At 72.2% G+C, this 23,861-nt stretch carries 21 protein-coding genes and 3 pseudogenes; 10 read left to right on the top strand and 14 right to left on the bottom strand.

Annotation, left to right across the window (positions count from 1 at the left end; all coding sequences use genetic code 11):
- Both RB614_RS26705 and RB614_RS26700 read right to left on the bottom strand, forming a co-directional pair.
- Positions 1–305: Bax inhibitor-1/YccA family membrane protein (locus RB614_RS26705; RefSeq protein ID WP_308715390.1), on the bottom strand; the 305-nt coding region annotated here is incomplete at its 3' end.
- Positions 302–913 carry a TetR/AcrR family transcriptional regulator gene (locus tag RB614_RS26700; RefSeq protein ID WP_308715389.1) on the bottom strand — a complete coding sequence of 204 codons (612 nt, stop codon included), beginning with the start codon at positions 911–913 and terminating at the stop codon, positions 302–304. The genes RB614_RS26700 and RB614_RS26705, both read right to left, overlap by 4 nt.
- A gap of 125 nt (positions 914–1,038) precedes the next feature.
- On the opposite strand from RB614_RS26700, the gene RB614_RS26695 reads away from it, so the two are divergent.
- From RB614_RS26695 to RB614_RS26685, 3 genes and pseudogenes are all read left to right on the top strand, one after another.
- On the top strand, positions 1,039–2,241 hold the full coding sequence (locus RB614_RS26695; protein WP_308715388.1) for an acyltransferase family protein: 1,203 nt from the start codon (positions 1,039–1,041) through the stop codon (positions 2,239–2,241).
- 46 nt (positions 2,242–2,287) lie between these two features.
- Positions 2,288–2,938, top strand: a pseudogene (locus tag RB614_RS26690) (Rieske (2Fe-2S) protein); the annotation flags it as partial.
- A pseudogene (locus RB614_RS26685) lies at positions 2,935–3,374 on the top strand (cbb3-type cytochrome c oxidase subunit I); the annotation flags it as partial. The pseudogenes RB614_RS26690 and RB614_RS26685, both read left to right, overlap by 4 nt.
- Before the next feature lie 23 nt (positions 3,375–3,397).
- On the opposite strand, the gene RB614_RS26680 reads toward RB614_RS26685, so the two are convergent.
- Entirely contained in the window at positions 3,398–4,792 is a 1,395-nt protein-coding gene (locus RB614_RS26680; protein WP_308715387.1) for a short-chain fatty acyl-CoA regulator family protein, read from the bottom strand.
- Between the two features lie 148 nt (positions 4,793–4,940).
- On the opposite strand from RB614_RS26680, the gene aceA reads away from it, so the two are divergent.
- The gene (gene aceA, locus RB614_RS26675; protein WP_308715386.1) at positions 4,941–6,212 is read left to right on the top strand and encodes an isocitrate lyase; all 1,272 of its coding nucleotides are present in this window, start codon (positions 4,941–4,943) and stop codon (positions 6,210–6,212) included.
- Positions 6,209–7,810: a malate synthase A gene (aceB, locus tag RB614_RS26670; RefSeq protein ID WP_308715385.1), complete on the top strand. Its 1,602-nt coding sequence runs from the start codon at positions 6,209–6,211 to the stop codon at positions 7,808–7,810. Before aceA ends, aceB begins: the two co-directional genes overlap by 4 nt.
- A gap of 48 nt (positions 7,811–7,858) precedes the next feature.
- Here aceB and RB614_RS26665 read toward each other — a convergent pair whose 3' ends face one another.
- The 4 genes from RB614_RS26665 to RB614_RS26650 form a co-directional block, all read right to left on the bottom strand.
- Positions 7,859–9,463, bottom strand: coding sequence for an amidase family protein (locus RB614_RS26665; protein ID WP_308715384.1), 1,605 nt, complete (start codon positions 9,461–9,463; stop codon positions 7,859–7,861).
- A gap of 134 nt (positions 9,464–9,597) precedes the next feature.
- On the bottom strand, positions 9,598–10,260 hold the full coding sequence (locus RB614_RS26660; RefSeq protein WP_308715383.1) for a lysoplasmalogenase family protein: 663 nt from the start codon (positions 10,258–10,260) through the stop codon (positions 9,598–9,600).
- A gap of 81 nt (positions 10,261–10,341) precedes the next feature.
- The gene (locus RB614_RS26655) at positions 10,342–11,538 is read right to left on the bottom strand and encodes a low temperature requirement protein A (RefSeq protein WP_308715382.1); all 1,197 of its coding nucleotides are present in this window, start codon (positions 11,536–11,538) and stop codon (positions 10,342–10,344) included.
- A gap of 193 nt (positions 11,539–11,731) precedes the next feature.
- Positions 11,732–12,577: a CPBP family intramembrane glutamic endopeptidase gene (locus tag RB614_RS26650; protein ID WP_308715381.1), complete on the bottom strand. Its 846-nt coding sequence runs from the start codon at positions 12,575–12,577 to the stop codon at positions 11,732–11,734.
- A 272-nt stretch (positions 12,578–12,849) separates the two neighbouring features.
- On the opposite strand from RB614_RS26650, the gene RB614_RS26645 reads away from it, so the two are divergent.
- On the top strand, positions 12,850–14,085 hold the full coding sequence (locus RB614_RS26645; protein WP_308715380.1) for a low temperature requirement protein A: 1,236 nt from the start codon (positions 12,850–12,852) through the stop codon (positions 14,083–14,085).
- Between the two features lie 62 nt (positions 14,086–14,147).
- Here RB614_RS26645 and RB614_RS26640 read toward each other — a convergent pair.
- A pseudogene (locus RB614_RS26640) lies at positions 14,148–14,652 on the bottom strand (hypothetical protein); the annotation flags it as partial.
- Between the two features lie 113 nt (positions 14,653–14,765).
- On the opposite strand from RB614_RS26640, the gene RB614_RS26635 reads away from it, so the two are divergent.
- Positions 14,766–15,878: a serine hydrolase domain-containing protein gene (locus tag RB614_RS26635; protein ID WP_308715378.1), complete on the top strand. Its 1,113-nt coding sequence runs from the start codon at positions 14,766–14,768 to the stop codon at positions 15,876–15,878.
- Between the two features lie 27 nt (positions 15,879–15,905).
- Here RB614_RS26635 and RB614_RS26630 read toward each other — a convergent pair whose 3' ends face one another.
- A complete protein-coding gene (locus RB614_RS26630; protein WP_308715377.1) occupies positions 15,906–16,793 on the bottom strand; it encodes an RNA polymerase sigma-70 factor in 888 nt (295 codons plus the stop codon).
- A gap of 174 nt (positions 16,794–16,967) precedes the next feature.
- Between RB614_RS26630 and RB614_RS26625 the strand changes: the two genes are divergently transcribed.
- A complete protein-coding gene (locus RB614_RS26625; RefSeq protein ID WP_308715376.1) occupies positions 16,968–18,308 on the top strand; it encodes an FAD-binding oxidoreductase in 1,341 nt (446 codons plus the stop codon).
- A gap of 4 nt (positions 18,309–18,312) precedes the next feature.
- On the opposite strand, the gene RB614_RS26620 is transcribed toward RB614_RS26625, so the two are convergent.
- Positions 18,313–18,729: an SRPBCC family protein gene (locus tag RB614_RS26620; protein WP_308715375.1), complete on the bottom strand. Its 417-nt coding sequence runs from the start codon at positions 18,727–18,729 to the stop codon at positions 18,313–18,315.
- Between the two features lie 37 nt (positions 18,730–18,766).
- Positions 18,767–19,645 (bottom strand): helix-turn-helix domain-containing protein, encoded by an 879-nt coding sequence (locus tag RB614_RS26615; RefSeq protein ID WP_308715374.1) that lies wholly within the window; start codon positions 19,643–19,645, stop codon positions 18,767–18,769.
- A gap of 338 nt (positions 19,646–19,983) precedes the next feature.
- On the opposite strand from RB614_RS26615, the gene RB614_RS26610 reads away from it, so the two are divergent.
- Positions 19,984–20,280: a DUF1540 domain-containing protein gene (locus RB614_RS26610; protein WP_308715373.1), complete on the top strand. Its 297-nt coding sequence runs from the start codon at positions 19,984–19,986 to the stop codon at positions 20,278–20,280.
- A gap of 117 nt (positions 20,281–20,397) precedes the next feature.
- Complete coding sequence (locus tag RB614_RS26605) at positions 20,398–21,165, top strand: DUF2470 domain-containing protein (RefSeq protein ID WP_308715372.1); 768 nt, start codon at positions 20,398–20,400, stop codon at positions 21,163–21,165.
- Positions 21,166–21,170: 5 nt separating this feature from the next.
- Here RB614_RS26605 and RB614_RS26600 read toward each other — a convergent pair whose 3' ends face one another.
- The 3 genes from RB614_RS26600 to RB614_RS26590 are packed head-to-tail and all read right to left on the bottom strand — an operon-like array spanning position 21,171 to position 23,858.
- Positions 21,171–21,497 carry a DUF4387 domain-containing protein gene (locus tag RB614_RS26600; protein ID WP_308715371.1) on the bottom strand — a complete coding sequence of 109 codons (327 nt, stop codon included), beginning with the start codon at positions 21,495–21,497 and terminating at the stop codon, positions 21,171–21,173.
- Positions 21,487–22,863, bottom strand: coding sequence for an acyclic terpene utilization AtuA family protein (locus RB614_RS26595; RefSeq protein ID WP_308715370.1), 1,377 nt, complete (start codon positions 22,861–22,863; stop codon positions 21,487–21,489). Before RB614_RS26595 ends, RB614_RS26600 begins: the two co-directional genes overlap by 11 nt.
- Before the next feature lie 17 nt (positions 22,864–22,880).
- Positions 22,881–23,858, bottom strand: coding sequence for a phosphoglycerate dehydrogenase (locus RB614_RS26590; RefSeq protein ID WP_308715369.1), 978 nt, complete (start codon positions 23,856–23,858; stop codon positions 22,881–22,883).
- Positions 23,859–23,861 lie beyond the last annotated feature (3 nt).

Here is a 23,861-nt window from a genome sequence, read left to right as displayed (position 1 = left end):
GCCATGGTGAGGAATACGCCGAGGGTGGCGATGACCGCTTGCAGGACGATGCCGTTCCAGCGGGTCTCGAAGGCCTTGGACGCCGCGCCGAGGAAGACCCCTTCGACGACCGCGTAGGCCAGCAGGATGACCGGGTTGGTGACCTGGGCGAAGGAGATGACCAGGCCGAGGAGCAGCCCGATGAGCATGGCGGCGATCCAGAGCGGCATCATCGCGGACGCCGGTACCAGGATCCAGGTCGCGGCCGCCGCCGTGACGGCGGCGGCGAGCAGGGTGACGCCAGCGGGGCACCCGCGTGTCCTCACGTACCGCCGGCGGGATCCCGGGCGGGTCCGAACAGGCCGTGCCGCAGCAGCCGCTGGTTCGCCGCGCTGCGGCCGGCCAGGACCCGCGGGTCGAACATCGGCCGGTCCAGGTTGGGCTGCATCACCGGCTCCAGCAGCAACGGACCCAGGATCAGGCAGAGCATCTGGAACGGTGCCCACTCCACGTCCACCGCGTCCGCGCCCTCGGCGGCGACCAGCCGGTCCAGCTCGGCCCGCGCGCCGTGCAGCAGGCGGGCGAACAGGGCCGCGCTGGCCGGGCTCTCCTCCTGCAGCACCCGGCGCAGGTAGCCGCGCAGCACCGGGTCGGCGCCGAACATCCGCGCCGACACCGCCCCCACGGCCGCCATCGCGTCGCCGCTGGTGTCGGCGTCCCGCAGCGCGGCGCCGACCCGGCCCAGGACCTCCTCGTCCACCGCCGCGCGCAGGCCTTCCTTCGACCCGAAGTGGTGGATCACCAGCGCGGGTGACAGCCCCGCCGCCGCGGCCACCGCCCGGGCCGAGGTCGCCTCGAACCCCCGCTCGGCGAACAGCCGCAGCGCGGCCTCCCGCAGTCTGGCCCGCCCGGTCAGATCCGACGACACCGTCATGTCCGCACCGTATGCCACCGGCATCCTCCGACCCATCCACCGACCCGCGTCAGGGTCATCCCCGAGCCCGCGGATCCGGGACTCCACCCCATCCACGCTAAACGCCTGTTCAATAGACTGAACAGATGTTTAGTGCCTCTGGAGTGAAGAGTGAGTCGCCGACCGGCGCCCGCCCGTACCTGCACTACCTGGACAACCTGCGGGTCGCGATGATCCTGATGGTGGTCGTGCACCACGCCGCGCAGGCGTACGGGCCACCGGACTGGTGGTACGTCCACGACGACCGGCACACCGGCGTGCTGGCCACCCTCTCCGCGGTCGGTGGGGCGTTCCGGATGAGCCTGCTGTTCTTCGTCGCCGGCTACCTCGTACCCCGCTCGGCCGACCGCAGAGGCGCCTGGGGGTTCGCCCGCGGCCGGCTCCGGCGGCTCGGCATCCCGTTCCTGGTCGGCGCCGCGACGATCATCCCCGCGCTGATGTACGTCTACTACATCCGGTACCGCGGCTACCCGCCGATCTCGTTCCCGCGCTACTACGTCGAGGTCTTCCTCGGCTTCGGGCAGCGGCCGGCGGACTGGAGCGGGCCGATCTGGCCGGACCTGCAGTTCGGGCACCTGTGGTTCATCCAGAACCTGCTCGTGCTGAGCCTGCTCTACCTCGCCGCCCGCGCCCTGGCCCACCGGGCCGGCCGGATCACGCACCGGCCGGCGCCGCCGCTGCCGGCGCCGGGGCACCGCGCCCTCGTCGCTTTCACGCTGACCCTGGCCGCCGTGGCGTTCCTGGTCCGGATCCGCTACCCGCTCGACGAGTGGGTACCCGTCGCGGAGTTCATCCAGGCCGAGCCCGCCCGGCTCGCGCAGTACGTCGCGTTCTTTACCGCCGGCGTCCTGGCCTACCGGCACGACTGGCTCACCGGGCTGCCGCGCCGGGTCGGCTACACCTGGCTCGCCGTCGGCGTCGCGCTGGCCGTGGCCCTGTTCGCCACCGGTACCGGCACCAGCTTCTTCGCCACCGGCGGCGCCAGCCCCGCCTCCGCCTGCTGGACCCTGGTCGAAACGATCCTGTGCGTCGGATTCTGCCTCGGGCTGCTGACCCTGTTTCGCGACGTCGCCACCGGACACAACCGGCTCACCCGCGCCCTGGCCGACAGCTCCTACACCGTCTACATCATCCACCTGCCGATCGTGGTGGCCCTGCAGTTCGCCTTCACCCACACCACCCTGCCGGCCCTGGCCGCCTTCGCCGCCGTCGCCGGCCTCGCCGTCGTGGCCAGCACGGGCGCCGCGCTGCTCAGCCGGCGCGTGCCGATCCTGCGCTCGCTGCTGTGACGGTCCAGCTGGCGCTCCCGCTTCTGCTTGCCGAACGCCCGCTTCGCGGCAGCGACCGGTGATCGAGGCGGCCCGGGCGTCGTGGCGCCATCCGGACCTGGACGTGCTGGCGGAGCTGGCCTGGCGGGTGGAGCCGCTGCTGGCGCGGAGCGCGCACATCGCCGACGGGGTCGGCGGCCCGGTGCGGCTGGACCTGACCGACGAGGACGACGTGGTGGTCGAACGGATCATGTTCGACTTCCCGGCCCGCAGGGTGCGCCCGGCCGGCGAGGAGAAGGTGCGGTACCGCTTCCGGACCCGGCGCTCGCTGGTCGAGCACCTGCTCGCCACCGGCGAGGTGGACTGGGTGAACAGCCTCTTCCTGTCCTGCCGCTTCTCGGCGGCCCGCGTCGGCCAGTACAACGAGTTCGTCTACGCGTTCTTCAAATGCCTGAGCCAGGAGCGGCTCCAGTACGCCGAGGCGTGGTACGCGGCGCAGACCACCGACCTGGAGGACATCGAGATCGGCGACTGGGTGGTGCAGCGGCACTGCCCGCACCTCAAGGCCAACCTGGAGCGCTTCGCCGAGCTCGACGACTCGGTGCTGACCTGCCAGATGCACGGCTGGAAGTTCGACCTGCCGACCGGGCGCTGCCTGACCAGCGCCGGCCACCCGATCCGGGCCCGGCGCGCCGACCACACCGCGGAGGTTTCGTGACCGCCCTCGTCCCCAAGCCGATCCAGACCCGGCCGGCGTCGCTGCGCCCGGCGGTCCGCGGCTCGGCCATCGCGCGGATCCTGCGCACCACCGACGCGAAGCAGATCGGGATCATGTATCTGGTCGCCTCGTTCGCGTTCTTCGTGATCGGTGGCTTCATGGCGCTGCTCATGCGGGCCGAGTTGGCTCCTTCCCCCGGCTGAACGCCTTCGCGTTCTGGCTCTTCGTCGCCGGCGGCTCGCTCACCCTGGCCGGCTTCCTCACCCCGGGCGGCGCGGCGGACTTCGGCTGGTTCGCGTACACACCGCTCAGCGACGTGGTCCACTCGCCCGGTGTCGGCGCCAACATGTGGATCGTCGGCGTCGCCGTCTCCGGGCTCGGCACGATCCTCGGCGGCGTCAACATGATCACCACGATCCTCACGCTGCGCGCGCCTTGAGAGGAGCTTCGATCTTCGGGTCAGGCGTCCGTCCTGAGTGGATACGGGATGAACGTGCTCCGGTTTTCGTCGAGGTCGAGGCTGCGCCCGATCGGTGCGGCGGCGCGCTGCGGGCAGGAGAGCCGTTCGCAGGTCTTGCATCCGGGGCCGATCGGGGTGGCGGTGTCGGTCGCGTCGAGGTCGCGGCCGTCGGCGTAGACGAGCCGGCTCGCGTGCCGGGTCTCGCAGCCGAGGCCGATCGCGAAGACCTTGCCGGGCTGGCGGAAGCCGCCGAGGTGCCGGTTGACCGTGCGGGCGATCCACAGGTAGCGCTGCCCGTCCGGCATGGCCGCGATCTGGGTCATGACCCGGCCGGGCGCGCTGAACGCCTCGTACACGTTCCACAGTGGACAGGTGCCGCCCGAGCGGGAGAACGGGAAGCCGGTGGCCGACTGGCGCTTGGACATGTTGCCGGCCCGGTCGACCCGGACGAACGAGAACGGCACGCCGCGTGCCTTGGGGCGCTGCAACGTGCTCAGCCGGTGGCAGACCGTCTCCCAGCCCATCGCGAAGTGGTTGGTGAGCAGCTCGATGTCGTATCGCATGGTCTCGGCGGCGGTGAGGAAGCGCTGGTAGGGGAAGATGAGCGCGGCGGCGAAGTAGTTGGCCAGCCCGACCCGCATGAGGATCTGGGTCTGCACGTCTTCGACCTGCTCCTCCTCGATGATCTCGTCGATGATGTCGGCGCACTCCAGCAGGCCGATCTGCGCGGCGATCCGGCTCGCCTCCTGGCCGGCCCGCAGCGACGTGGACAGGTGCAGCGTGCGGGTCTCCGGCCGGTAGCGGTGCAGCTCGCCGGCGAGGCTCGCGGTGTCGTCCCGGGTGATGTGGATGCCGTGCCGGTCGGCGAGCCGGTCGGCCAGCACCGCGCGGGTCTCGCCGCGCCGCACGCCGATCCGCTCGGCCAGGGCCTCGGCCGTCTCGTCGAGGTCGGGGATGTAGTTCTGCCGGCGGTAGAAGAAGTCGCTCACCTGGTCGTGCGGGCTGCGCCCGGGCACCAGGTCACGGTCGCCGACGACCTCGGCCAGCTGGTCGTTGGCCTGCCGGTAGCGGCGGAACAGCTCGATCACGGCCTCGGCCACCTCGGGCAGCTTGGTGGCCAGGTCGGTCAGGTCGGGCACGGTGACCCGCGGCGGGAGCGCCTCGCGCAGGTCGTGCACGAGCCGCGGGATGTCGTGCGGCGCGAAGAAGGCGGTGTCGACGCCGAACAGCTCGGTGATCCGGATCAGCACCGGAACGGTCAGCGGGCGGGCGTCGTGCTCGATCTGGTTGAGATAGCTGGCCGAGATGCCGAGCTGCCGGGCCAGGTCGACCTGGCTGATCGTGCGGTCCTCGCGCAGGCGCCGCAGCCGTGCCCCCGCGAACGTCTTGGTCACCCGGTCAGATTAGCAGCCCTGAGAAGGCGGTAATTCGCAACTTCGCAAAATGGCGCCGAGGCTTCTCAATAATTGGCCGATTCCGTCCCTTTACGGGCCGTCGACCTGGGTGCCAAGTTTTGCGAATAGCCCCGCTAAGGAGAAAGCGATGAACACGAACGCGCAACGCCTGCAGGACGAGTGGACGACCGACCCGCGCTGGCGTGGCGTCGAGCGGACATACACGGCGGACGACGTGGTGCGCCTGCGCGGCGCGATCCAGGAGGAGCACACCCTCGCCCGCCGCGGCGCCGAGCGGCTCTGGGCGCTGCTGCACGACGAGCCGTACGTGCACGCGCTGGGCGCCCTGACCGGCAACCAGGCGGTGCAGATGGTCCGGGCCGGCCTCAAGGCGATCTACCTGTCCGGCTGGCAGGTGGCCGCGGACGCCAACCTCGCCGGGCACACGTACCCGGACCAGAGCCTCTACCCGGCCAACTCGGTGCCCGCGGTGGTGCGCCGGATCAACAACGCGCTGCTGCGGGCCGCGCAGATCACCACGGCCGAAGGCGTCGAGCCGCCGGTCGAGTGGCTCGCGCCGATCGTGGCCGACGCCGAGGCCGGCTTCGGCGGCGTACTCAACGCGTACGAGTTGATGACCGCGATGATCGCCGCGGGCGCCGCCGGCGTGCACTGGGAGGACCAGCTCGCCTCCGAGAAGAAGTGCGGGCACCTCGGCGGCAAGGTGCTGATCCCCACCGGCCAGCACATCCGTACGCTCAACGCGGCCCGGCTCGCCGCCGACGTCGCCGGCATCCCGAGCGTCATCGTCGCCCGCACCGACGCGCAGGCGGCCACCCTCATCACCACCGACGTCGACGAGCGGGACCGGCCGTTCATCACCGGCGAGCGTACGGCCGAGGGCTTCTACCGGGTGCGCGACGGGATCGAGCCGTGCATCGCGCGCGGCATCGCGTACGCGCCGTACGCGGATCTACTGTGGATGGAGACGAGCACGCCCGACCTCGAGGTGGCGCGCCGCTTCGCCGAGGCGGTCAAGCAGCGGTACCCCGACCAGCTGCTGGCGTACAACTGCTCGCCGTCGTTCAACTGGCGCAAGCACCTGGACGACGCCACGATCGCCAAGTTTCAGCGCGAGCTGGGCCACATGGGGTACAAGTTCCAGTTCATCACGCTCGCCGGCTTCCACGCCCTGAACTACTCCATGTTCGACCTCGCCCGCGGCTACGCCACCGAGGGCATGCCGGCGTACGTGTCGCTGCAGGAGCGGGAGTTCGCCGCCGAGGCCGAGGGCTACACCGCGGTCAAGCACCAGCGCGAGGTGGGGACGGGCTACTTCGACCTGATCAGCACCGTGCTCAACCCGGACGCCGAGACCACCGCCCTGCGCGGCTCGACCGAGGAGGCGCAGTTCCAATGAGAATCCAGGTCACCGGCCGGATGGAGGACCGGTTCGGCGAGGTGCTCGACCAGAAGGCGCTGGACTTCCTGGTGGCGCTGGACGGCGAGTTCGCCACCCGGCGGGTCCAGGTGCTCGACACCCGCCGCGCCCGCCGGGCCCGCTACGCGGAGGGCCAGCTGCCCGGCTTTCTGCCCGAGACCCGGGCGATCCGCGAGGACCCGTCGTGGCGCGTCGCGCCGCCGGCGCCGGGCCTGCTCGACCGGCGGGTCGAGATCACCGGACCGACGGACCGCAAGATGACCGTGAACGCCCTCAACTCCGGCGCCAAGGTCTGGCTCGCCGACTTCGAGGACGCCACGTCGCCCACCTGGCACAACATCGTCACCGGCCAGCTCAACCTGATCGACGCGATCGACCGCCGGATCGACTTCACCGCGCCGAGCGGCAAGCGCTACGCCCTCGGCGAGGAGACGGCGACGATCGTCGTGCGGCCGCGCGGCTGGCACCTCGCGGAAAAGCACATCGTGGTCGACGGCCGCCCGATCTCGGCCAGCCTGGTCGACTTTGGACTCTACTTCTACCACTGCGCGCAGCGGCTCATCGACGCCGGCCGCGGGCCGTACTTCTACCTGCCGAAGCTGGAAAGCCACCTGGAAGCCCGGCTGTGGAACGACGTCTTCCGGTTCGCTCAGAACTACGTGGGCATCCCGCGGGGGACCATCCGCGCCACGACGCTGATCGAGACCATCACGGCCGCGTTCGAGATGGAGGAGATCCTGTACGAGCTGCGGGAGCACTCGGCGGGACTCAACGCCGGCCGCTGGGACTACATCTTCAGCGTCATCAAGAACTTCGGCAACCGCGACGACTTCGTACTGCCCGACCGGGCGGCGGTCACCATGACCGTGCCGTTCATGCGGGCGTACACCGAGTCGCTCGTGCGGACCTGCCACCGGCGCGGCGCGCACGCGATCGGCGGCATGGCGGCCTTCATCCCCAGCAAGGAACCGGCCGCCAACCGGGCCGCGCTGGAGAAGGTCCGCGCCGACAAGGAGCGGGAGGCCGGCGACGGGTTCGACGGCTCCTGGGTGGCCCACCCGGGCCTGGTGCCGGTGTGCCGGGCGGCCTTCGACGCGGTGCTCGGCGAGTGGCCCAACCAGGTCGACCGCCGGCGCGAGGAGGTCACCGTCACCGCCGACGACCTGCTCGCCGTCGACCGGACCCCGGGCCAGGTCACGTACCACGGCGTGCGCAACAACGTCGCCGTCGCGCTGCGGTACCTGGACGCCTGGCTGGCCGGCACCGGCGCGGTCGCCATCTTCGACCTGATGGAGGACGCGGCCACCGCCGAGATCGCCCGTTGCCAGATCTGGCAGTGGATACACCACGGCACGCCGCTGGCCGGCGGCGGGTACGTCACCGCCGACCTGGTTCGGTCCATGATGGACGAAGAGCTCGCCGCCCTCCGCCAGGACCGTTCCCCGGCCGACGACGACCGGCTCGCCAGAGCCGCCGGCATCTTCGTCGACGACGCGCTCGGCGAGGAGCTCCCCGCCTTCTTCACCACCGATGCCTACGCCCGGCACCTCGCCGGACCGGCGTCGCCGGTGAGCTGACGCACGCGCGGCGGACGTCCACAGTGGACGTCCGCCGGCGAGGTGTGGTCAGCGCAGGGGTGGGGTGCTGGCCGGGGCCTTGCGGGGGTGCGCGGCCTGCTCGTAGGCGTAGGCGAGGGCGAGCAGCAGCGGCTCGCTGTAGTCGCGGCCGAGCAGCTCGGCCCCGACCGGTACGCCGAGCGGGGCGGTCGGCGTGGGCGCGGAGAAGCCGCCGGGGAAGCAGACGCCCGGAAAGCCGGTGCCGTTGGAGAGGGTGCCGTTTCGCTCCAGCTGCGCCGTGCCGACCTCGGCGACGAGCACCTTCTGCAGCGGGTACAGGATGGCGTCCAGGTCGAGCTCGGCCATCTTCGCGGCGACCGCCTGGCGCAGCTTGTCGCGGTTGAGGGTGCGGTCCTTGTACGTCGGGTTGTTCAGCCCGTCTTCGACCGCGAGCTCGGCTTCGAGCGAGGCCTGCACGTCCGGTACGGCGGTGTGGCTCGCGACGAGCTGCTCGAACGTCTGGACCGGCGCGGTCGGCGGGAGCGAGTCGAAGTAGCGGTCCATCATCGTGCGCGCCTCCCACTGCGAGGTGGCGACCGCGCCGGCGAGCTCGGTGTACGCGGGCAGGTCGAACTCCACGACCGTGGCGCCCTTGGCCCGCATCGTCGCGGCCACCTTGGCCATGACCCGGTTGACCTGCTGGTGGCGTTCCTCGGTGCCGTAGAGGTTCTTGATGGCGCCGATCCGGGCGCCACGCAGCGCGTTCTTGTCGAGCCGGTCGAGGTAGCTGCGGGGCGTGCGCCCCACGCCGAAGGCGGTGATCGGGTCGGCGGGGTCGAAGCCGACCATGACGTCGAGCAGCCGGGCGGCGTCCTCGACGGTACGGGTGATCGGGCCGATCTCGTCCTGGGTGAGGCTGTTCGGGATCACGCCGGCGCGGCTGACCAGCCCCCGGGTGGGGCGGACGCCGACCAGGCTGTTGGCCGAGGCGGGGGAGCGGATCGACTGGCCGGTGTCGCTGCCGGTGCCGAGTACGCCGAAGTTGGCGGCGATGGCGGCGCCGGTGCCGCCGCTGGAGCCGCCCGGCGTACGGCTCAGGTCGTACGGGTTGAGCACCTGGCCGCCGAGCGAGCTGACCGAGTTGCCGCCCCGGGCGAACTCCTGGAGGTTGGACTTGGCCAGGATGATCGCCCCGGCCGCGCGCATCTTCGCCACCGTGAACGCGTCGCGGCTCGGCCGGGACTCGCGCATCGCGAGGTTGCCGCCGGTGGTCGGCATGTCGACCGTGTCGAAGTTGTCCTTGAGGATGACCGGGATGCCGTGCAGCGGGCCGGTCAGCCGCCCGGAGCGCCGGTACCGCCGGTCCAGCTCGTCGGCGATCTCCAGGGCCCGCGGGTTGACGGTGATCACGGAGCGCAGTGCCGGGCCCCGCTTGTCGTACGCGGCGATCCGGTCGAGGTACTGCCGGACCAGCTCGCGGCAGGTGAGCTGCCCGCGCCGGTACGCCTCGTGGATGCCGGCGACGGTCGCCTCGATCAGCTCGAACCGCCCCTTCCCGGGCCGCCGACCCGCCGACCCGTGCGCCGACGCGGCCTCGGGCAGCCCCGCCACGACACCCAGGCCACCGGCCGCCCCGACCGCTCCGATGAACCGCCGTCGATCGATCGTCCCCATTACGCACCCGCCTTCCCGATGATCATGATCATCAGGACGCTAGGTGTCAGGTGTTACGCCCGTGTGTCGGTTACCGTACCGCGAGGTCACCCGCGCGCTCGCTCCGCGGGGGTCGGCCGTCGCGGTGTGGTGGGTCAGCCCGGCCGAAGCGCGCGTCCGGTCCAGCCGTCGACCACGAGGGCCAGACCCAGCAGGTACGTCGCCATCACCAGCGCCGGCCGGCCGGGTACCTCGGCGACCTCGGCCAGGCCGATGCCGATCAGGGCGTCCGACGCGACCAGCAGGCCGGCGCCCAGGCCGACGCGCCAGCCCCACGTGGTGGCGGTCGCCGCCATCAGCGCCATCAGCGCGGCGTAGCCGGCCATCGGCAGCGCGACGCCGCGGTCGCTGAGGCCGTACCACAGCCACGCCATCGCGGCCGTCACGGCGGTGCCGTAGCCGAGCGGGACGAGCCACCGAGGCCAGCGCCGCAGGCGCCCGACCGCGCCGGACCGGATGAACTCGGCGGCGTAGATCGCGTACGCGGCGAGGAAGAAGACCATCCCGACGATCAACCCGGCCCGCCCGTCCGCCCGCAGGGCGACGCCGCCGGCGCAGGCCAGGGCGAGCGAGAGCAGCAGGCGGCGGCTCACCCGCGCGCCACGTTCCCGGTAGGCGGCGATCGCGTAGAGCGCCAATGCCGGTAGCAGCAGCGGCTTGGTCGCCGCGTCCAGCCACTGGTTGTGCGCGGCGGTGGCGCCCACGTGAACCGTGCCGAGGGCGGCGAACAGCAGCGCCGCGTGCCGGGACCGGGACATGCCTCTCCTTCCGCCGCTGGGCAACCGGGGGTACCCGCGGCGGCGGGATTGAACCGCCGTCGCGCCTTTCCGCGATGGCGGTCAGCTGGGGGGTGACGGCGGTTTGCGGGGGCGGCCCCTGGCGAGGACGGCGTCCGAGATCACGATGCCGGCCAGGACGAGAGTGGGGGTGATGGCGACGGCCAACGGCGGCAGGAGGACCATCGCCGGCGAGACGCCGGCGAGCAGTAGTGCGCCGATCGCCCGGGAGTGCGACACCCGGCCGTATATCGTGTGCCCGAACAGGACGCGTCCGGCCAGGTACAGGACGGGCCCGCCGATGATGACGCCGACCCAGCCCGGACTGGTGTGCCCGAGCGGCCGCCCGATGACCAGTTGGAAGCCGGCGTCGGTGGCGAGGATGCCGGCCACCATGATCACGTGGGTGAGCAGTGCCCGGCGGACGAGGCGGGCTGGCGTGGTGGCCGCCGCGATGGCGGCGGGTAGCAACGACGCGGCCTGATAGAGATATGTCCGCCACAGCAGCACGGTGGTCGTGAACGACACGAAGAACGCGGCCACGGTGGTACGGCTCGTCAGGTGCATGCCGCCGGCGACTCCGGTGACCGCGATCAGCTCGGCGATGGCGATGGTGACGAACTGCCGGTAGCGCTCGCCGAAGTGCTCGGGCACGACGGGCCACCCCGTCGCGGTCGGCCGGCGAAACCACGGCGCGGGGAAGAAGAGCATCGCCCCCGTGTACTCGATGGCGATGGCCAGGGCCCACCACGCCGCACGCGCCGAACCCCCGGCGGCGGTCGCCCCGACGATCCACGGCACGGCGGACACCGCGAACCACAGCATCCCGCCCGCCGACCGGCGCTGGGCCTTGTGGCCGCGCAGGGCGGGCACGAGGACGAGGCCGCGGCCGAGGTGGATCGCGACGTACGCACCGGCGAAGACCAACCCCCGGGAGCCGAACGCCTCGGGCAGCGCGACCGCCATCACCAGGATGCCGAACATGGCTCCCGCGACCACCAGCTGGACTTCCGGCTGCTGCGGGTCGTACACGTCGGTGACCCATGCCACCACGAACCAGAGCATCAACAGTGCCAACAGCAGCAGCAGCGCCTGGGCCGCCTTGACGATTTGCCACCGGGACGTGATGTCTTCGAGGAGCCATTGGGAGAGCTGGGTCAACGCGAAGACGAACACCAGGTCGAAGAAGAGCTCCAGATAGCTGACGCCTGGCGGTTGCCCCGGTTTCCGGAGCAGCGTTTCCGCCTTGCTCGCCGCCATCAGCTCGCCCGTTTCCGCTGGTCCTGCCCTTGTCTGGGCAGTAGTACCACGCCCGTGGCGCCACCGATCCGGATCGGTTTGTCGACCTTGGTCTGATCCTCCTCGCGGTGGTATCGACGGCGTAGTGTCACGCCGGAAGATCCGGGCCGCCGCGTTCAGCCGGGCCGCGGGTGACCCGTCTCGGCGGTACCGGTCACGACGAGGGCGCCAGCACCTCGGTGACGGCGCGGTCGCGGTGCAGCATCGCGGTGCGGTTGAGGAGTACGGCGACGACGGCGGCGGCCGCGAACAGGTAGTTCTCCCACGGCTGGGCATCGGGCCAGGTCGGGCCGTTCATCTGGAAGTGGAACAGGGCGGCGACCAGGATGCTGCCGCCCGCGGCGTTGAACATCGGGGTCAGCAGCACCGACAGCGCCAGTACGCCGATCACGAACGGGCCGAACGACCAGGCGCTCTGCGGGGTGTCGCTGAGGAAGAAGGACGGCAGGTGCCAGACCGCCCAGAACCCGCCCAGGATCAGGCTGGCCCACAAGGGGGTGTACCGCCGTTGCAGCAGTGGCAGCGCCACGCCGCGCCAGCCGATCTCCTCGACCGGCCCGATCAGCAGGGCGGCGAGCAGGGCGCCGAAGACGCCGTACCAGGGTGTGAACTCGACGTCGGTGAGGGTGCCGTTGATCGCCGCGCCGGCGTACTTGACGGCGGGGATGCCGAGGATCAGGAAGATCCACCAGGCGGCGGGCATCCGCCAGAGGGTGGCGCGGCGCAGGAGGCTGCCCACGCCCCGTATCCCGTAGTGCCGCCACACCAGGGCGATGCCGGCGATGGCCGGCGAGTAGACGAGCAGGATGAACACCGGGTTGGTGTAGCCGATCTCGCCGAAGAGCGCCTCGACCTGGTCGGCGAAGAGGACCATCAGGAACCCGATGCCCCATCCGATGCCGAACGCGAGCGCGAAGAACAGCCACACGCCGCGCGGGCTCATCTCCAGCCGGGTCGGGCCACTCGGCGCTGGTCGAGGTCGTACCCGCGACGACGTCATACCCTTGCCTCCCTTCCACACGGCAACGCCCGGCGACGGTGACCGCGGGCCGTCGACCGGAGATCACGTCGCTACCTTGATCTTGCGCCGGGGTCCGCCTGGCCGCGCACCGCCAAACGCCCTGGTCCTGAGGGTCTCAAGACCCGCCCGCCGAGCCCGGCCCGCGTGCGGAGCCGGCTGACAGCCGGACACGCGCCACAGAAGATGAACGCATGACGGAACCGGAGTTGGCATCGCGTTTGCGGGACGACCTGCGGCATCGGCTGCGACCGATGTCAGGTCGGGTTCCCGGCTCGGTCACCCCGCTCGAGCTGTTCTACGACCTCACCTACGTGATCGCCTTCGCGGTGGCGGCGGACGAGCTCGCGCACGCGATCACCGAGGGCGAGGTCGGCGCGGGCCTGGGCGCGTACGCCTTCGCGATCTTCGGTGTGACCTGGGCCTGGCTGAACTTCACCTGGTTCAGCTCGGCCTACGGCAACGACGACGCGCTCTTTCGCGTGGCGACGGTCGTGCAGATGGTCGGCGTCGTCATCTTCTCCTTCGGGCTGCCGGTGAGCTTCGCCGACACCGCGCACGGCGGGAGCCCCAACAACGCGCTCCTGGTGGTGGGGTACGTCATCATGCGGGTGCCGCTCGTGGTGCTGTGGCTGCGGGCGGCGCGGGAAGACCCCGAGCACCGGCGCACCTCGACCGCCTACGCCGTGACGATCAGCGTCGCCCAGGTCGGATGGGTGCTCACGACGCTGCCCGGCCTGCCCACGGGCGCCACGATCGCGGCCCTCGTACTGCTGGCCGCCGCCGAGCTTGTCGCACCGGTCGTCATCGAGCGCCGGTTCGGCCGCGCGCCCTGGGACCCGGGCCACATCGCCGAACGGTTCGGCCTGCTCACCCTCATCACCCTCGGCGAGGTGGTCGCGGCCACGGTCGCGGCCGTCGGCGTGCTGGTACGCGACACCGGATGGTCCGTCGCCGCCGTGGTGATCGCCGCGTCGGGACTGGTCATCGCCGCCGGTCTGTGGTGGGCGTACTACCTGGTTCCGGCGCGCACGATCCTGACCCGGTGGCCCACCCGGACGTTCCCGTGGCGGCACGCGCACCTGCCGCTGTTCGGCGCGGTCGCCGCCGTCGGCGCCGGCCTTCGCGTGGCCGCGGACGGCGTGGAGCACGAGGTGCTCTCCCTGCTGCAGATCACGCTCGCCCTGGCCGTACCGGTCGCGATCGTCATCGTCCTGGTCTTCCTGCTCTGGAGCCTGCTGGTGCGCTCCTTCGATCTGACCCACCTGCCGCTGTTCGTCGGCACGCTCGTCCCCATCGCCGCCGCGGTCGTCATCGCCGCCGTCGTCGACCCGCACACCCCCATCCACCTCGCCGACGGCGCGAACCTCGCCGCGCTGGTCACGGTGATCGCGCTGGTGTCGCTCTCCTGCGTCGTCGAGGTCGTCGGGCACGAGAAGGTCGGCTACTCGCACACACTCCGCGCCGTGAAGCGAAACCTCCGGCCCTGAACTCCCAGCGCGTGGACCGACGCCTCGGTCGGCGGGTCATGGCTGGGTGAGGCGGCGGCCGCCGCGGGGGGCTTTGCCGGTGGTGCGGGCCGGGCCGAACCGCTCGTGTGCGGACTGGCGGGTGATGCCGAGCACCGCGCCGATGTCGGCCCAGGAACTGCCCGCGTCGCGGGCCCGGGCGACGGCCTGCTCGGTGGCGGTGCGCTGCCAGCGCTCCACGTGGGCGAGGAGTCCCAAGGCCTGCAACGGCCACGTGCCGGTGAGCTCGGTGACGCTCTCGCGGAGCGAGTCGGATCGGTTGAGCAGCCACGCCGGCGGTGCGGCCGCCCACAGCGGTCGCATGTGGGCGATCCAGTCCGAGACGGCGGACATCCGGCCCGCTTCGTCGGGGTGGTGCTCGGTCGGGCCGGTCCAGCCGCACGAGCAGCGCGCGAGCACCGCGACCGCCGAGGGATGCCGGCCGCCGCCGGCGCCCTCGCCGCGGCTCGGGTCGGTCTCGGCGAGCGAGCCGTCGGGCAGCCGCTCGACGGTCGAGCCGGAGTGTCCGGGTAGGTCGTCCAGCGCGATGTGCACGCCCACATCCTAGAGGTGTCATGAGTTCCTGACAAATATAGTACGGGTTGTCTAACGGATGGTGTCGTCATAGCCTGACTCGCGTCCCCCATGCCAGAGGAGAACGAGTGGAGATCCACGGTTTCGCCGAGCCCCGCTTCACCGCCGTCCGGGAGGCGTTCGCGGGAAACATCGACCGGTACGGAGAGATCGGTGCCGCGGTCTGCGTCTACTACCACGGCCGCCCGGTCGTGGACCTCTGGGCCGGCATGGCCGACCCGGACGCCGGACGCCCCTGGCGACGCGACACCCCGCAGGTCGTCTTCTCGGCCACGAAGGGCGTGGTCGCGGCGTGCGCGCACCTGCTCGTCCAGCGCGGCGACCTGGACCTGGACGCGCCGGTCGCGCGGTACTGGCCGGAGTTCGCCGCCGCCGGCAAGGACCGGATCCCGGTGCGGTGGGTGCTCTCGCACCGGTCCGGAGTGGCGGCCCTCGACCGTCCACTGTCGAGCGCCGAGGTGACCGCGTGGGATCCCGTCACGAAGGCCGTCGCCGCGCAGGCACCGGCCTGGGAGCCGGGCACCGCACACGGCTACCACGCGTTCACGTACGGCTGGATCGTCGGCGAACTGGTCCGGCGGGTCTCCGGCCGGGGCATCGGCACCTTCCTCCGGGAGGAGATCGCCGACCCGTTCGGCCTCGACGTCTGGATCGGGCTGCCCGACGACGAACAGCACCGGGCCAGCCGGATCGTGGCGCCGCCGCTGGACCTGTCCGGCCTCGACCGTTCCTCGCTGGTGGTCCGGGCGTTGCTCTCCACCGACGAGCCGCTGGACCTGAACCGGCCGGACCTGCGCGCCGCCGAGATCCCGGCGGTCAACGCGGCGTGTACGGCCCACGCGCTCGCGCGGTTCTACGCCGCCCTCGCCGGCCCGGTCGACGGCCGCCGGATCCTCGACCCGGCAACCCTCGCCGCCGCGACCGCCGAGCAGGCCGCTGGCGTCGACCGGATCCTGGGGACACCGACCCGGTGGGCGCTCGGCTTCGGCCTGCCCACCCCGGACGTGCCGTGGTTCACCCCGACGCTGTTCGGCCACGCCGGCCACGGCGGATCGCTGGGCTTCGCCGACCCGGCCAGCGGGCTGGCGTTCGGCTACGTGATGAACCGCATCCACTCCACAGTGGAGCCCGACCGGCGGGCCAGCGACCTGGCCGTAGCGGCCCAGGCGGCGGCCCGATGAGCCCGGCACCGGGTGGCGCGGCGCGGTTCAGCGGCGCAGGGCGGTCTCCCGCTCCAGATGCGACAGCTTCTCCGGGTTGCGCACGGCGTAGAGGCCGGTGACCAGGCCGTCGTCGATGCGCACCGCGATGACGGTGTCGATCCTGCCGGCGCGCCGGAAGATCAGCGCCGGGTAGCCGTTGACCTGTGCCGGCCGCATCGACACCGTCGCGTCGATCTTGCGGAGGACGTCGGCCACCCCGGGGGCGCCGACGAGCGGCGCCAGGGCGGCCGGCACGACGCCGCCGCCGTCGCCGACCAGGACGACGTCGGGCGCGAGGATGTCGAGCAGGCCGCGCAGGTCGCCGGTTTCCACCGCCCGCTGGAACGCCGCGAGCGCGTCCCGGGCCTCGTCCGCAGAGACGACCCCGCGCGGCCGCCGCGCCGCCACGTGTGCCCGGGCCCGGTGGGCGATCTGGCGGACCGCGGCCGGGCTCTTGTCGACGGCCTCCGCGATCTCGCCGTACTCCAGGTCGAACACCTCGCGCAGCACGAACACCGCCCGCTCGGTCGGCGTGAGCGTCTCCAGTACCAGCAGCATCGCCATCGACACGCTCTCGGCCAGCTCGACGTCCTCCGCCACGTCGGGTGAGGTCAGCAGCGGCTCGGGCAGCCAGGGGCCGACGTAGGACTCCTTGCGCCGGCGGAGCGTACGCAGCCGGGTGAGCGCCTGGCGGGTGGTGATCCGGACCAGGTACGCGCGCGGCTCCCGTACCGTGTCGAGGTCGACGCCCACCCAGCGCAGCCAGGTCTCCTGCAGTACGTCCTCGGCGTCGGCGGCCGAACCGAGCATCTCGTACGCGACCGTGAAGAGCAGGTCGCGGTGGGCGACGAACACGTCGGTGGCGCCGTCCATCCGCCCGCCAGGTGAGCTCATCGTCGGACTCCCGCCTTGTTCGCTGTCGACCGTATCCACACACCCGACGCCGGTACCCGCGGCTTTGTGACATTCGCGGGCGGTGGCTCGCGTCACGGCGTCGCGGTGTCACGCGGCTCGCGCCGACGGCATCTCCATGTGCGTCACGTGCCGCACAGCGCCGAAAGGAACGTCATGAGTACAGCGATCGACACCCTCCGCCAGGACTTCGCCGGCGACATCGTCGAGCCGGGCGCGGCGGAGTACGGGTCAGCCAGCCGCTCGGTGCTGGCCATGGGCAGTCCGGCCTACGTCCTGCGGCCCGGGAGTGTCGAGGACGTGCGAGCCGGTGTCGGGTTCGCCGCCGCGGCGGGGCTTCCCCTCTCCGTACGCGGTGGTGGTCACGGTTTTCCGGGTTTCGGCACCAACGACGGCGGCGTGGTGATCGACCTGAGCGGGCTCGCGGGCGTGGAGGTCGTCGACAAGGAACGCCACCTCGTGCGGATCGGCGGCGGTGCCACCTGGGGTCAGGTCGCGGCCGCCCTGGCCCCGTACGGCCTGGCGATCTCCTCGGGTGACACGAGGGGCGTCGGCGTCGGCGGGCTGACGCTGACCGGTGGCATCGGCTGGAAGGTCAGGAAGTACGGCCTCGCCCTGGACAGCCTGGCCGCCGCGGAGCTGGTCACCGCCGGCGGGGAGGTGGTGCGGGCGAGCGCGGCGGAAAACCCGGAGCTGTTCTGGGCGATCCGCGGTGGCGGCGGAAACTTCGGGATCGTGACCGCCTTCGAGTTCGTGGCGCACCCGACGACCGACGTCTTCCACGGCCGGATCACCTTCCCGGCGGCGGAGGTGGCCAGCGTGCTGCCGGCGTGGGCGGACCTCCTGCGCACCGCGCCCGACGAGCTCACCTCCGTCGCGAACATCGCCAACCCCCTCGCCGGCGGACCGGCGGCCCCGGTCGAGATCCACGTCACCTTCGACGGCGACGACCCGGACCGCGCGGCGCGGGCGCTCGACCCGCTCCGCCGGCTCGGCACGGTGATCGACGACGACGTGGCGCCGAAGCCCTACGCGGACACGCTCGTCGACGGCCTGACCCTGCCGCCGGGCTTCCGGCTGGTGACCCGGAGCGCGTTCGTCGGCGCGGGGTCGGTGCCCGAGGTCCTGCGCGTCCTCGCCGAGGTCGGTACCGCGCAGCGGCCGCCGTTCATCGCGATCCGGAGCGTCGGCGGTGCGGTGTCCCGCGTCCCCGACGGCGCCACCGCCTACGCGTACCGGCCGGCGGAGCTGATGGTGGTGACGACCGTCGCGGGCCCGGCGCCGGTCGTGGAGGCCGCCCGGCCCGCGCTGGACGCGACCTGGCGGCGACTCGCACCGCACGTCGAGGGCGCCTACGCGAACTTCCTCTCCTCGGCGAGCCAGGAGGACGTCGCCGCGATCTATCCCGCGCCGACCTACGCCCGGCTCGCGGCCGTCAAGCGCCGCTACGACCCCGCGAACCTCTTCGCCGGCAACCACAACGTCCGGCCACAGTAGACCCTCAGGTGTCGCTGGGTACCGTCTCGACGACCCGCTTGAACGACTGGAGCTGGCCGCTGTCGGCCCGGCGGATCGCGCCCCTGATCATCGCGCCGGCGAGCTTCCACGGTCCGGAGAACACGCAGTCGGCGCGCAGCGACACCCGCGTCCCGGCGCCGGTCGCTTCACAGGTGTAGACGTAGGTCGCGCGCACCCCGCCCCGCTCCGAGGTGAGCGCGACCGACCGGCCGGGCTCGTAGGCGGTGATCCGGCTCGTGCGGTCGCGGCCACGCGAGTGCACGGTGAGGACGTTGCCGTCGACCCGTACCGACTCCACCCCCGGCATCCACCGCGCGGCGCCGGGCCAGTCGGTCAACTGGGCCCACACCTGCTCCACCGGACGCTCGATCGTCGTTTCGACGGCAAACACCTCGGCCACGTTGGCGCCTCCCAAGATCGGCGATCCGGCATCGGCGTCACGGTAACGGCGGCCCAGCATTGTCGTCTTGCACAGATTTCACATCGGGGACGAAGCCCGGGGCGGCCTGTGCCGGGGTGAAGACACCTCGCTGAGCGGCGACGTACCGCGACGGTGTCACCCCGGTGTAGCGCTTGAAGTCGCGGATGAAGTGGCTCTGGTCGAACCAGCCGAACCGCGTGGCGAGGGCGGTCCACGCCACCGGCGCGTACACGTCCAGCCCGGCCAGCAGCATGCGCAGCCGCAGGATCCGGGACAGGGCGCGCGGGCTCAGCCCGACGACGGCCATGAACTCCCGGTCCAGGTGCCCGTGTGACACACCCACCGCCGCGGCCACGTCGCCGATGCTCCGGGTGGGGTCAGCCTCCAGCGCCCGTACGGCGGCTTCGCAGCGGTCGACCGCATCCGAGCCGGAACCCAGGCCCGCCAACAGGGCCGCCTCGACCCGGTCGAGCATCCGCTCCGGGCGCAGGCGCGGCGCCCGCGCCAGACCGCGCCGCAGCGTGGCGGCGGGCGGCCAGGCCGTCGCCAGATCGACCACCCGGCCACGCAACGGCGCCGGCGCGACGCCGAACAAAGCCTGGCAGCCGATGGGCGTCGACACGATCCCCACGCAGAACGTCTCGGCCGTGGGCGCGTTGACGACCGGCCGGTCGTGCGGGCCGATCAGGAAACCGGTGGTCGCGAGGAACGGCTCACCGGCACCGTCCGCCGGCGTCTCCAGGATCGGCGACCCGAGCACCACCACGGCGACCGTCGAGCCGGTCGGGGCGATCCGCTCGGACGGGTAGTCGATCCGCCCACGCGCATACCAGACCGACTCGGCGAACCGGCCCAGGGGCGGTGCCGGCCGCCGCGACACGAACGTGAAGTCCATCCCGTCGACCCTCCCGCACGACCGTACCGCCCAGGCCCACCGCGTTGATCGCCACCGGCCGGGATTCCCATTTCAGGGTCACTCCCGAATAGAGTGAACAAAGGGTAGCCTTGCCTTTTCGGAAGGCGAGAAGAGCATAGCCTTACCTCTGGTTCGGCACGCCGGCACGAATTCCAGATAATTTCACTGCAATCCGTGTCGCGTGTTTGAGCAGCCACTATGCCGCCGCCACTCGTCTTGTACGATCCGGGAAGACGTGCTGCCAGACGATTTCCTGGCTAATCTTGGATGTGATCGCCCCTCGATCGTTCAAGGTGGAAACAGTGAGCGGAGGAGCCATGAAGACACTTTTGCAGATGCCTGCCGTGCGCGAATGTACGGCGGTCGCGTGCAGCTTCAACGACGGTGGCTGTCACGCCCCGGCGGTGACCGTCGCGGCGGCCGGCGGGGCCGCGTCCTGCGCGACGTTCGTCGAGTCGTCGGTGCGCGGGGGCATCGCGGAGATCACCGGCACGGTCGGCGCCTGCGCCCGCACCGACTGCGTCCACAACGCCAACCTGGCCTGCACGGCGGAGTCCATCCAGGTCGGCTCCGGTGTCACGGCCAGCGACTGCCTGACCTACCAGCCGGCCTGAGCCGCCCGGAGCGGTAGAGGTCACCGGCCTCCCCGCACCGTGGTCCGCTTGAATAAGGTAAGCCTTGCCTACTAGGGTGGGTTCGCCTCAAGTCGACCGCGGTGGAGGGAGGCCGGTGTGGCGTCCGAAGCCAGACGGTCGCCGGCGCTCGCCGACGGGCGGCCGCCGGCCGACGCGGTGGGGGTCCGCTCCGCGCTCGCGACCTGCACCTCGCTGCGGCTGGCGGTGGCCGGCACCGCCGCCGACCTGATCGACGCGCACGCCCTCCTTCCCGACGGCACGTTCGTCGTCGCCGTCGACGCGATGACCCCGCTCGGCGGGCTGCTCGTCGCCGCCCGTGGAGCGGATGGCGCGGTCCGGCTCGACGTCACGCACCTGGTGCCGGTGCCCGTGCGGGCCCGGGTGCGGGCGCGGGTGACGGTGACCGGCAGGGTCCGCCGGTTCGACCCGGCCGCCCTCGACTCCTGCGACGACGAGGCCGTCCAGGCGCTGCTCGCCCTGCCGCCGGTGGCTCTGTGGGCGGTCGAGCCCGACAGCGTGCGCCTCGAACGGCGCGGAGCCACCGTCGACGTGCCGGTCGCGGCCTACCGCGCGGCGCGTCCCGACCCGGTCGCCACCGTGGAGGCGGCGCACCTGGCCCGCTTGGTCCGGCACGGCCACGCCGCGCACGGGTTCGCCGCGCTGGTGGATCCGGACCTGACCGCCACCGGCGCCCGGCTGGTGCCGGTGGCCGTCGACGCCGACGGGCTGACCCTGCGGGCGGAGAGCGCGCACCGGCACCACGACGTGCGACTGCCGTTTCGGGTCCGGGTGACCGACGAGGCCACGCTCGACCGCGAGCTGCGGCGGCTGCTGCCCGGCGTGGACGCCCCCGAAGAGGTGTGAGCTCGCTACGGCCCGCGATCCGGCAGCGGGAGCAGGGCCAGGGGTACGTGGTGCTGGCCGGCGTGGATGTCGCGGTCGTGCAGGCTGCCCTGCACCACCGGGCGCGGAAACGAGATCTTGACGACGTTCAGCTCGGGGAGCCGGAAGATCTGGATCGTGTCGGCCGCGACGCCGTAGAGGCGGGCGATCACCGGCTCGTCGAGGAAGCCGGGGTCGGCCACGACCGCGTAGCCGGCGGCGTCGCGCATGAACAGCTCCATCGTCACCCAGAACGGGCCGGCGTTCTTCGACCGGACCTCCAGCGCGAGGTCGGCGACGGTCTTACCGGACATCGCTCTGCTCCGGTAGGTGGATGCGGAACAGGGCGGTGGGGGAGTCCACGTCGACGGCGTGGTTGAGGACGAACTCGTACGCCGCGCCGCGCTCGGTCTCCGCCGGTGAGGTGGCGAACGCCAGGCTGGGCAGGTGGTCCATGTCCGGCGTGGGCAGATGCAGCATCAGCGGGTTGGCGATCTTGGCGATGGCCGTGGCGGTCCGCTGGTCCGCGGCGTTGACCAGGAGCATCACGCCGACCTCACGGGGCGGTCGGGTCTCCGGGTCGAGGTCGCCGAGGACGGCGTCGTGGCCGTAGAGGCGGATGTCGAAGGCGTACTCGCCGGGCTCCAGCCCGAGGGTCTGGGCCACCCACTCGGTGATCATCTTGCGCAGGAGGGCGGCCCACGTGGTGATCTGGCCGAGGATGTGCGGGTCGCGGATGGCGGTGAACGACATCGTCTCGTAGCCGGTGATCCGGGCGCCTTCGAGCTTGACCGTGTACTGCGCGGCGGGCTCGAAGCGGGAACCCTCGACCCGTACGCGCCGGTCGTCCAGCGCCCGGTAGGTGGCCCCGGCGACCATGATGGTGCCGGCCGGCTCGCGCATGGCGAACGGGTTGGCCGTCTCGTACAGCATGTGCGCGGCGACCGAGGTGGGCGTGCAGGCGACGGCCGGGTCGAGCGGTTCGACGGTGAAGCCGGTGGCGTCGACGGTGGCCAGCACCCCGCCGGCGCGCGGGTTCGTGGTGCACTGCCCGCCGCACTCGACGATCTTGGCGGCGTGCCAGGTGGGGCCGGCCGGCATGCCCACCATGAGCGGGTACGCGGCGGCGACGGCGGTGTCGGTGGCGCGCCCGGCGAGCACCACGTCGGCTCCGCCGGCCAGCGCCGCCTCGATCGGTTCGTGGCCCATCATCGCCACGATGTGCCGGCAGCTCTCCAGCGTCGCCGGGTCGAGATCACCGGCCGGCGGCAGCGGGTGCACCCGGCCCCGGTCGAGGTACTCCTCGAGGTCGGCGGCCCGCTGCTCGCTGTAGACGGTCGCCACCCGCAGGGCCAGCCCCTCCTCGGCGAGGACGTCGCGGGTGATGCCGGCGACCCAGTCGACGCCGGAGTCGGTGCCGCTGGTGCCGCAGGAGCCGACGATCAGCGGGATGCCGGCGGCGGCCGCCGCGCGCAGCAGTACCCGCAGGTCCCTGGCCACGGCCGCGGCGGCGGTCTTGGCGGTGCCGGAGCCGAGGTAGTACGGGCCGGAGTCGGTGGAGCCGCCGTCCACGGCGATGACGTCGGCGCCGAGGTCCAGCCCGCGGGCCACGGTCTCGGGCGGGAACCCGCCGCCGAGCATGCCGGTCGGCACGAGGATCCGTACGGAGTCGCGGGTCATGGGTCTCCCAGTCTCGGTCACGCGGTCTCCCGTGGCTCGGTGATCAGGTGGGCGTTGACGGAGGACGCGGGGTGGCCGGCGAGGGCGGCGACCAGCTCCTTGGCGCCGTCCAGTCCGGCGCCGCGGCGGGCCTCGGCGGTCTGTCCGGCCATGTGCGAGAAGACGGTGATGCCGTCGACGCCGCGCAGGACGCTGCCGGCCGGCAGCGGCTCGACGTCCACGACGTCGAGGGCCGCGCCGGCGATCCGGCCGGTGCGGACCGCCGCGGCGAGTGCGGCCTCGTCGACGATCGGGCCGCGTGCGGTGTTCACCAGGTACGCGCCCGGCTTCATCCGGGCGAGCGCGGCGGCGTCGACCAGATGCCGGGTACGGTCGGTCAGCGCGGTGTGGACGGAGACGAAGTCGGCCGCGCGCAGCAGATCGTCGAGCGGGACGAAGCGGGCCGGCGCTCCGACGCGCGACGCCTCGGGCACGCCGCTGGCGCAGAGCACCGTCATGCCGAACGCGGCGGCCAGCGGTGCCACCCGCCGGGCGGCCGCGCCCCAGCCGATCAGGCCGAGCGTCTTGCCGCGCAGCTCGTGACCGTCCTCGCGGGGCCAGCGGCCGGCGGCGACCCCGGCGGCCATCGGCACCAGCCGCCGGGCCACGGCGAGCAGCAGCGCGATGGTGTACTCGGCGACCGCGTTCGCGTTGACCCCGGGCAGGTTGCTGACGCTGATGCCGAGCCGGGTGGCGGCCGGCACGTCGACGGAGTCGTAGCCCACGCCGGTGCGCACGATGGCGCGCAGCCTCGGCGCCTGCCGCAGTACCCGTTCCGACATCGGCTCGTTGGCGATCAGCGCACCGTCCACACCGGAGAGTGCGGCGACCAGCTCCGCCGGCCGGCGGGTGCCGCGCATCGGGTCGTACCGGGTGGTGAAGCCCAGGCCGGTGAGGTACCTGTCCACCTCGTCGCCCGGGGTGAGGTAGTCGGTCGTGATGAGGATGGTCGTCATTCG

The organism is Phytohabitans maris, from assembly GCF_031085175.1.
Lineage (GTDB): Bacteria > Actinomycetota > Actinomycetes > Mycobacteriales > Micromonosporaceae > Phytohabitans > Phytohabitans maris.
Note: the sequence above shows the minus strand (reverse complement) of the source record. Positions and strands in the feature narration are given on the sequence as shown.

Coding starts and splice junctions, on each gene's coding strand:
- RB614_RS26625 (WP_308715376.1), top strand. CDS start 16,968: ATGAGTACAGCGATCGACACCCTCCGCCAGGACTTCGCCGGCGACATC.
- RB614_RS26650 (WP_308715381.1), bottom strand. CDS start 12,577: ATGACGTCGTCGCGGGTACGACCTCGACCAGCGCCGAGTGGCCCGACC.
- RB614_RS26695 (WP_308715388.1), top strand. CDS start 1,039: ATGTTTAGTGCCTCTGGAGTGAAGAGTGAGTCGCCGACCGGCGCCCGC.
- RB614_RS26630 (WP_308715377.1), bottom strand. CDS start 16,793: ATGAGCTCACCTGGCGGGCGGATGGACGGCGCCACCGACGTGTTCGTC.
- RB614_RS26655 (WP_308715382.1), bottom strand. CDS start 11,538: ATGGCGGCGAGCAAGGCGGAAACGCTGCTCCGGAAACCGGGGCAACCG.
- aceA (WP_308715386.1), top strand. CDS start 4,941: ATGAACACGAACGCGCAACGCCTGCAGGACGAGTGGACGACCGACCCG.
- RB614_RS26610 (WP_308715373.1), top strand. CDS start 19,984: ATGAAGACACTTTTGCAGATGCCTGCCGTGCGCGAATGTACGGCGGTC.
- RB614_RS26595 (WP_308715370.1), bottom strand. CDS start 22,863: ATGACCCGCGACTCCGTACGGATCCTCGTGCCGACCGGCATGCTCGGC.
- RB614_RS26615 (WP_308715374.1), bottom strand. CDS start 19,645: ATGGACTTCACGTTCGTGTCGCGGCGGCCGGCACCGCCCCTGGGCCGG.
- RB614_RS26665 (WP_308715384.1), bottom strand. CDS start 9,463: ATGGGGACGATCGATCGACGGCGGTTCATCGGAGCGGTCGGGGCGGCC.
- aceB (WP_308715385.1), top strand. CDS start 6,209: ATGAGAATCCAGGTCACCGGCCGGATGGAGGACCGGTTCGGCGAGGTG.
- RB614_RS26645 (WP_308715380.1), top strand. CDS start 12,850: ATGTCAGGTCGGGTTCCCGGCTCGGTCACCCCGCTCGAGCTGTTCTAC.
- RB614_RS26700 (WP_308715389.1), bottom strand. CDS start 913: ATGACGGTGTCGTCGGATCTGACCGGGCGGGCCAGACTGCGGGAGGCC.
- RB614_RS26600 (WP_308715371.1), bottom strand. CDS start 21,497: ATGTCCGGTAAGACCGTCGCCGACCTCGCGCTGGAGGTCCGGTCGAAG.
- RB614_RS26660 (WP_308715383.1), bottom strand. CDS start 10,260: ATGTCCCGGTCCCGGCACGCGGCGCTGCTGTTCGCCGCCCTCGGCACG.
- RB614_RS26590 (WP_308715369.1), bottom strand. CDS start 23,858: ATGACGACCATCCTCATCACGACCGACTACCTCACCCCGGGCGACGAG.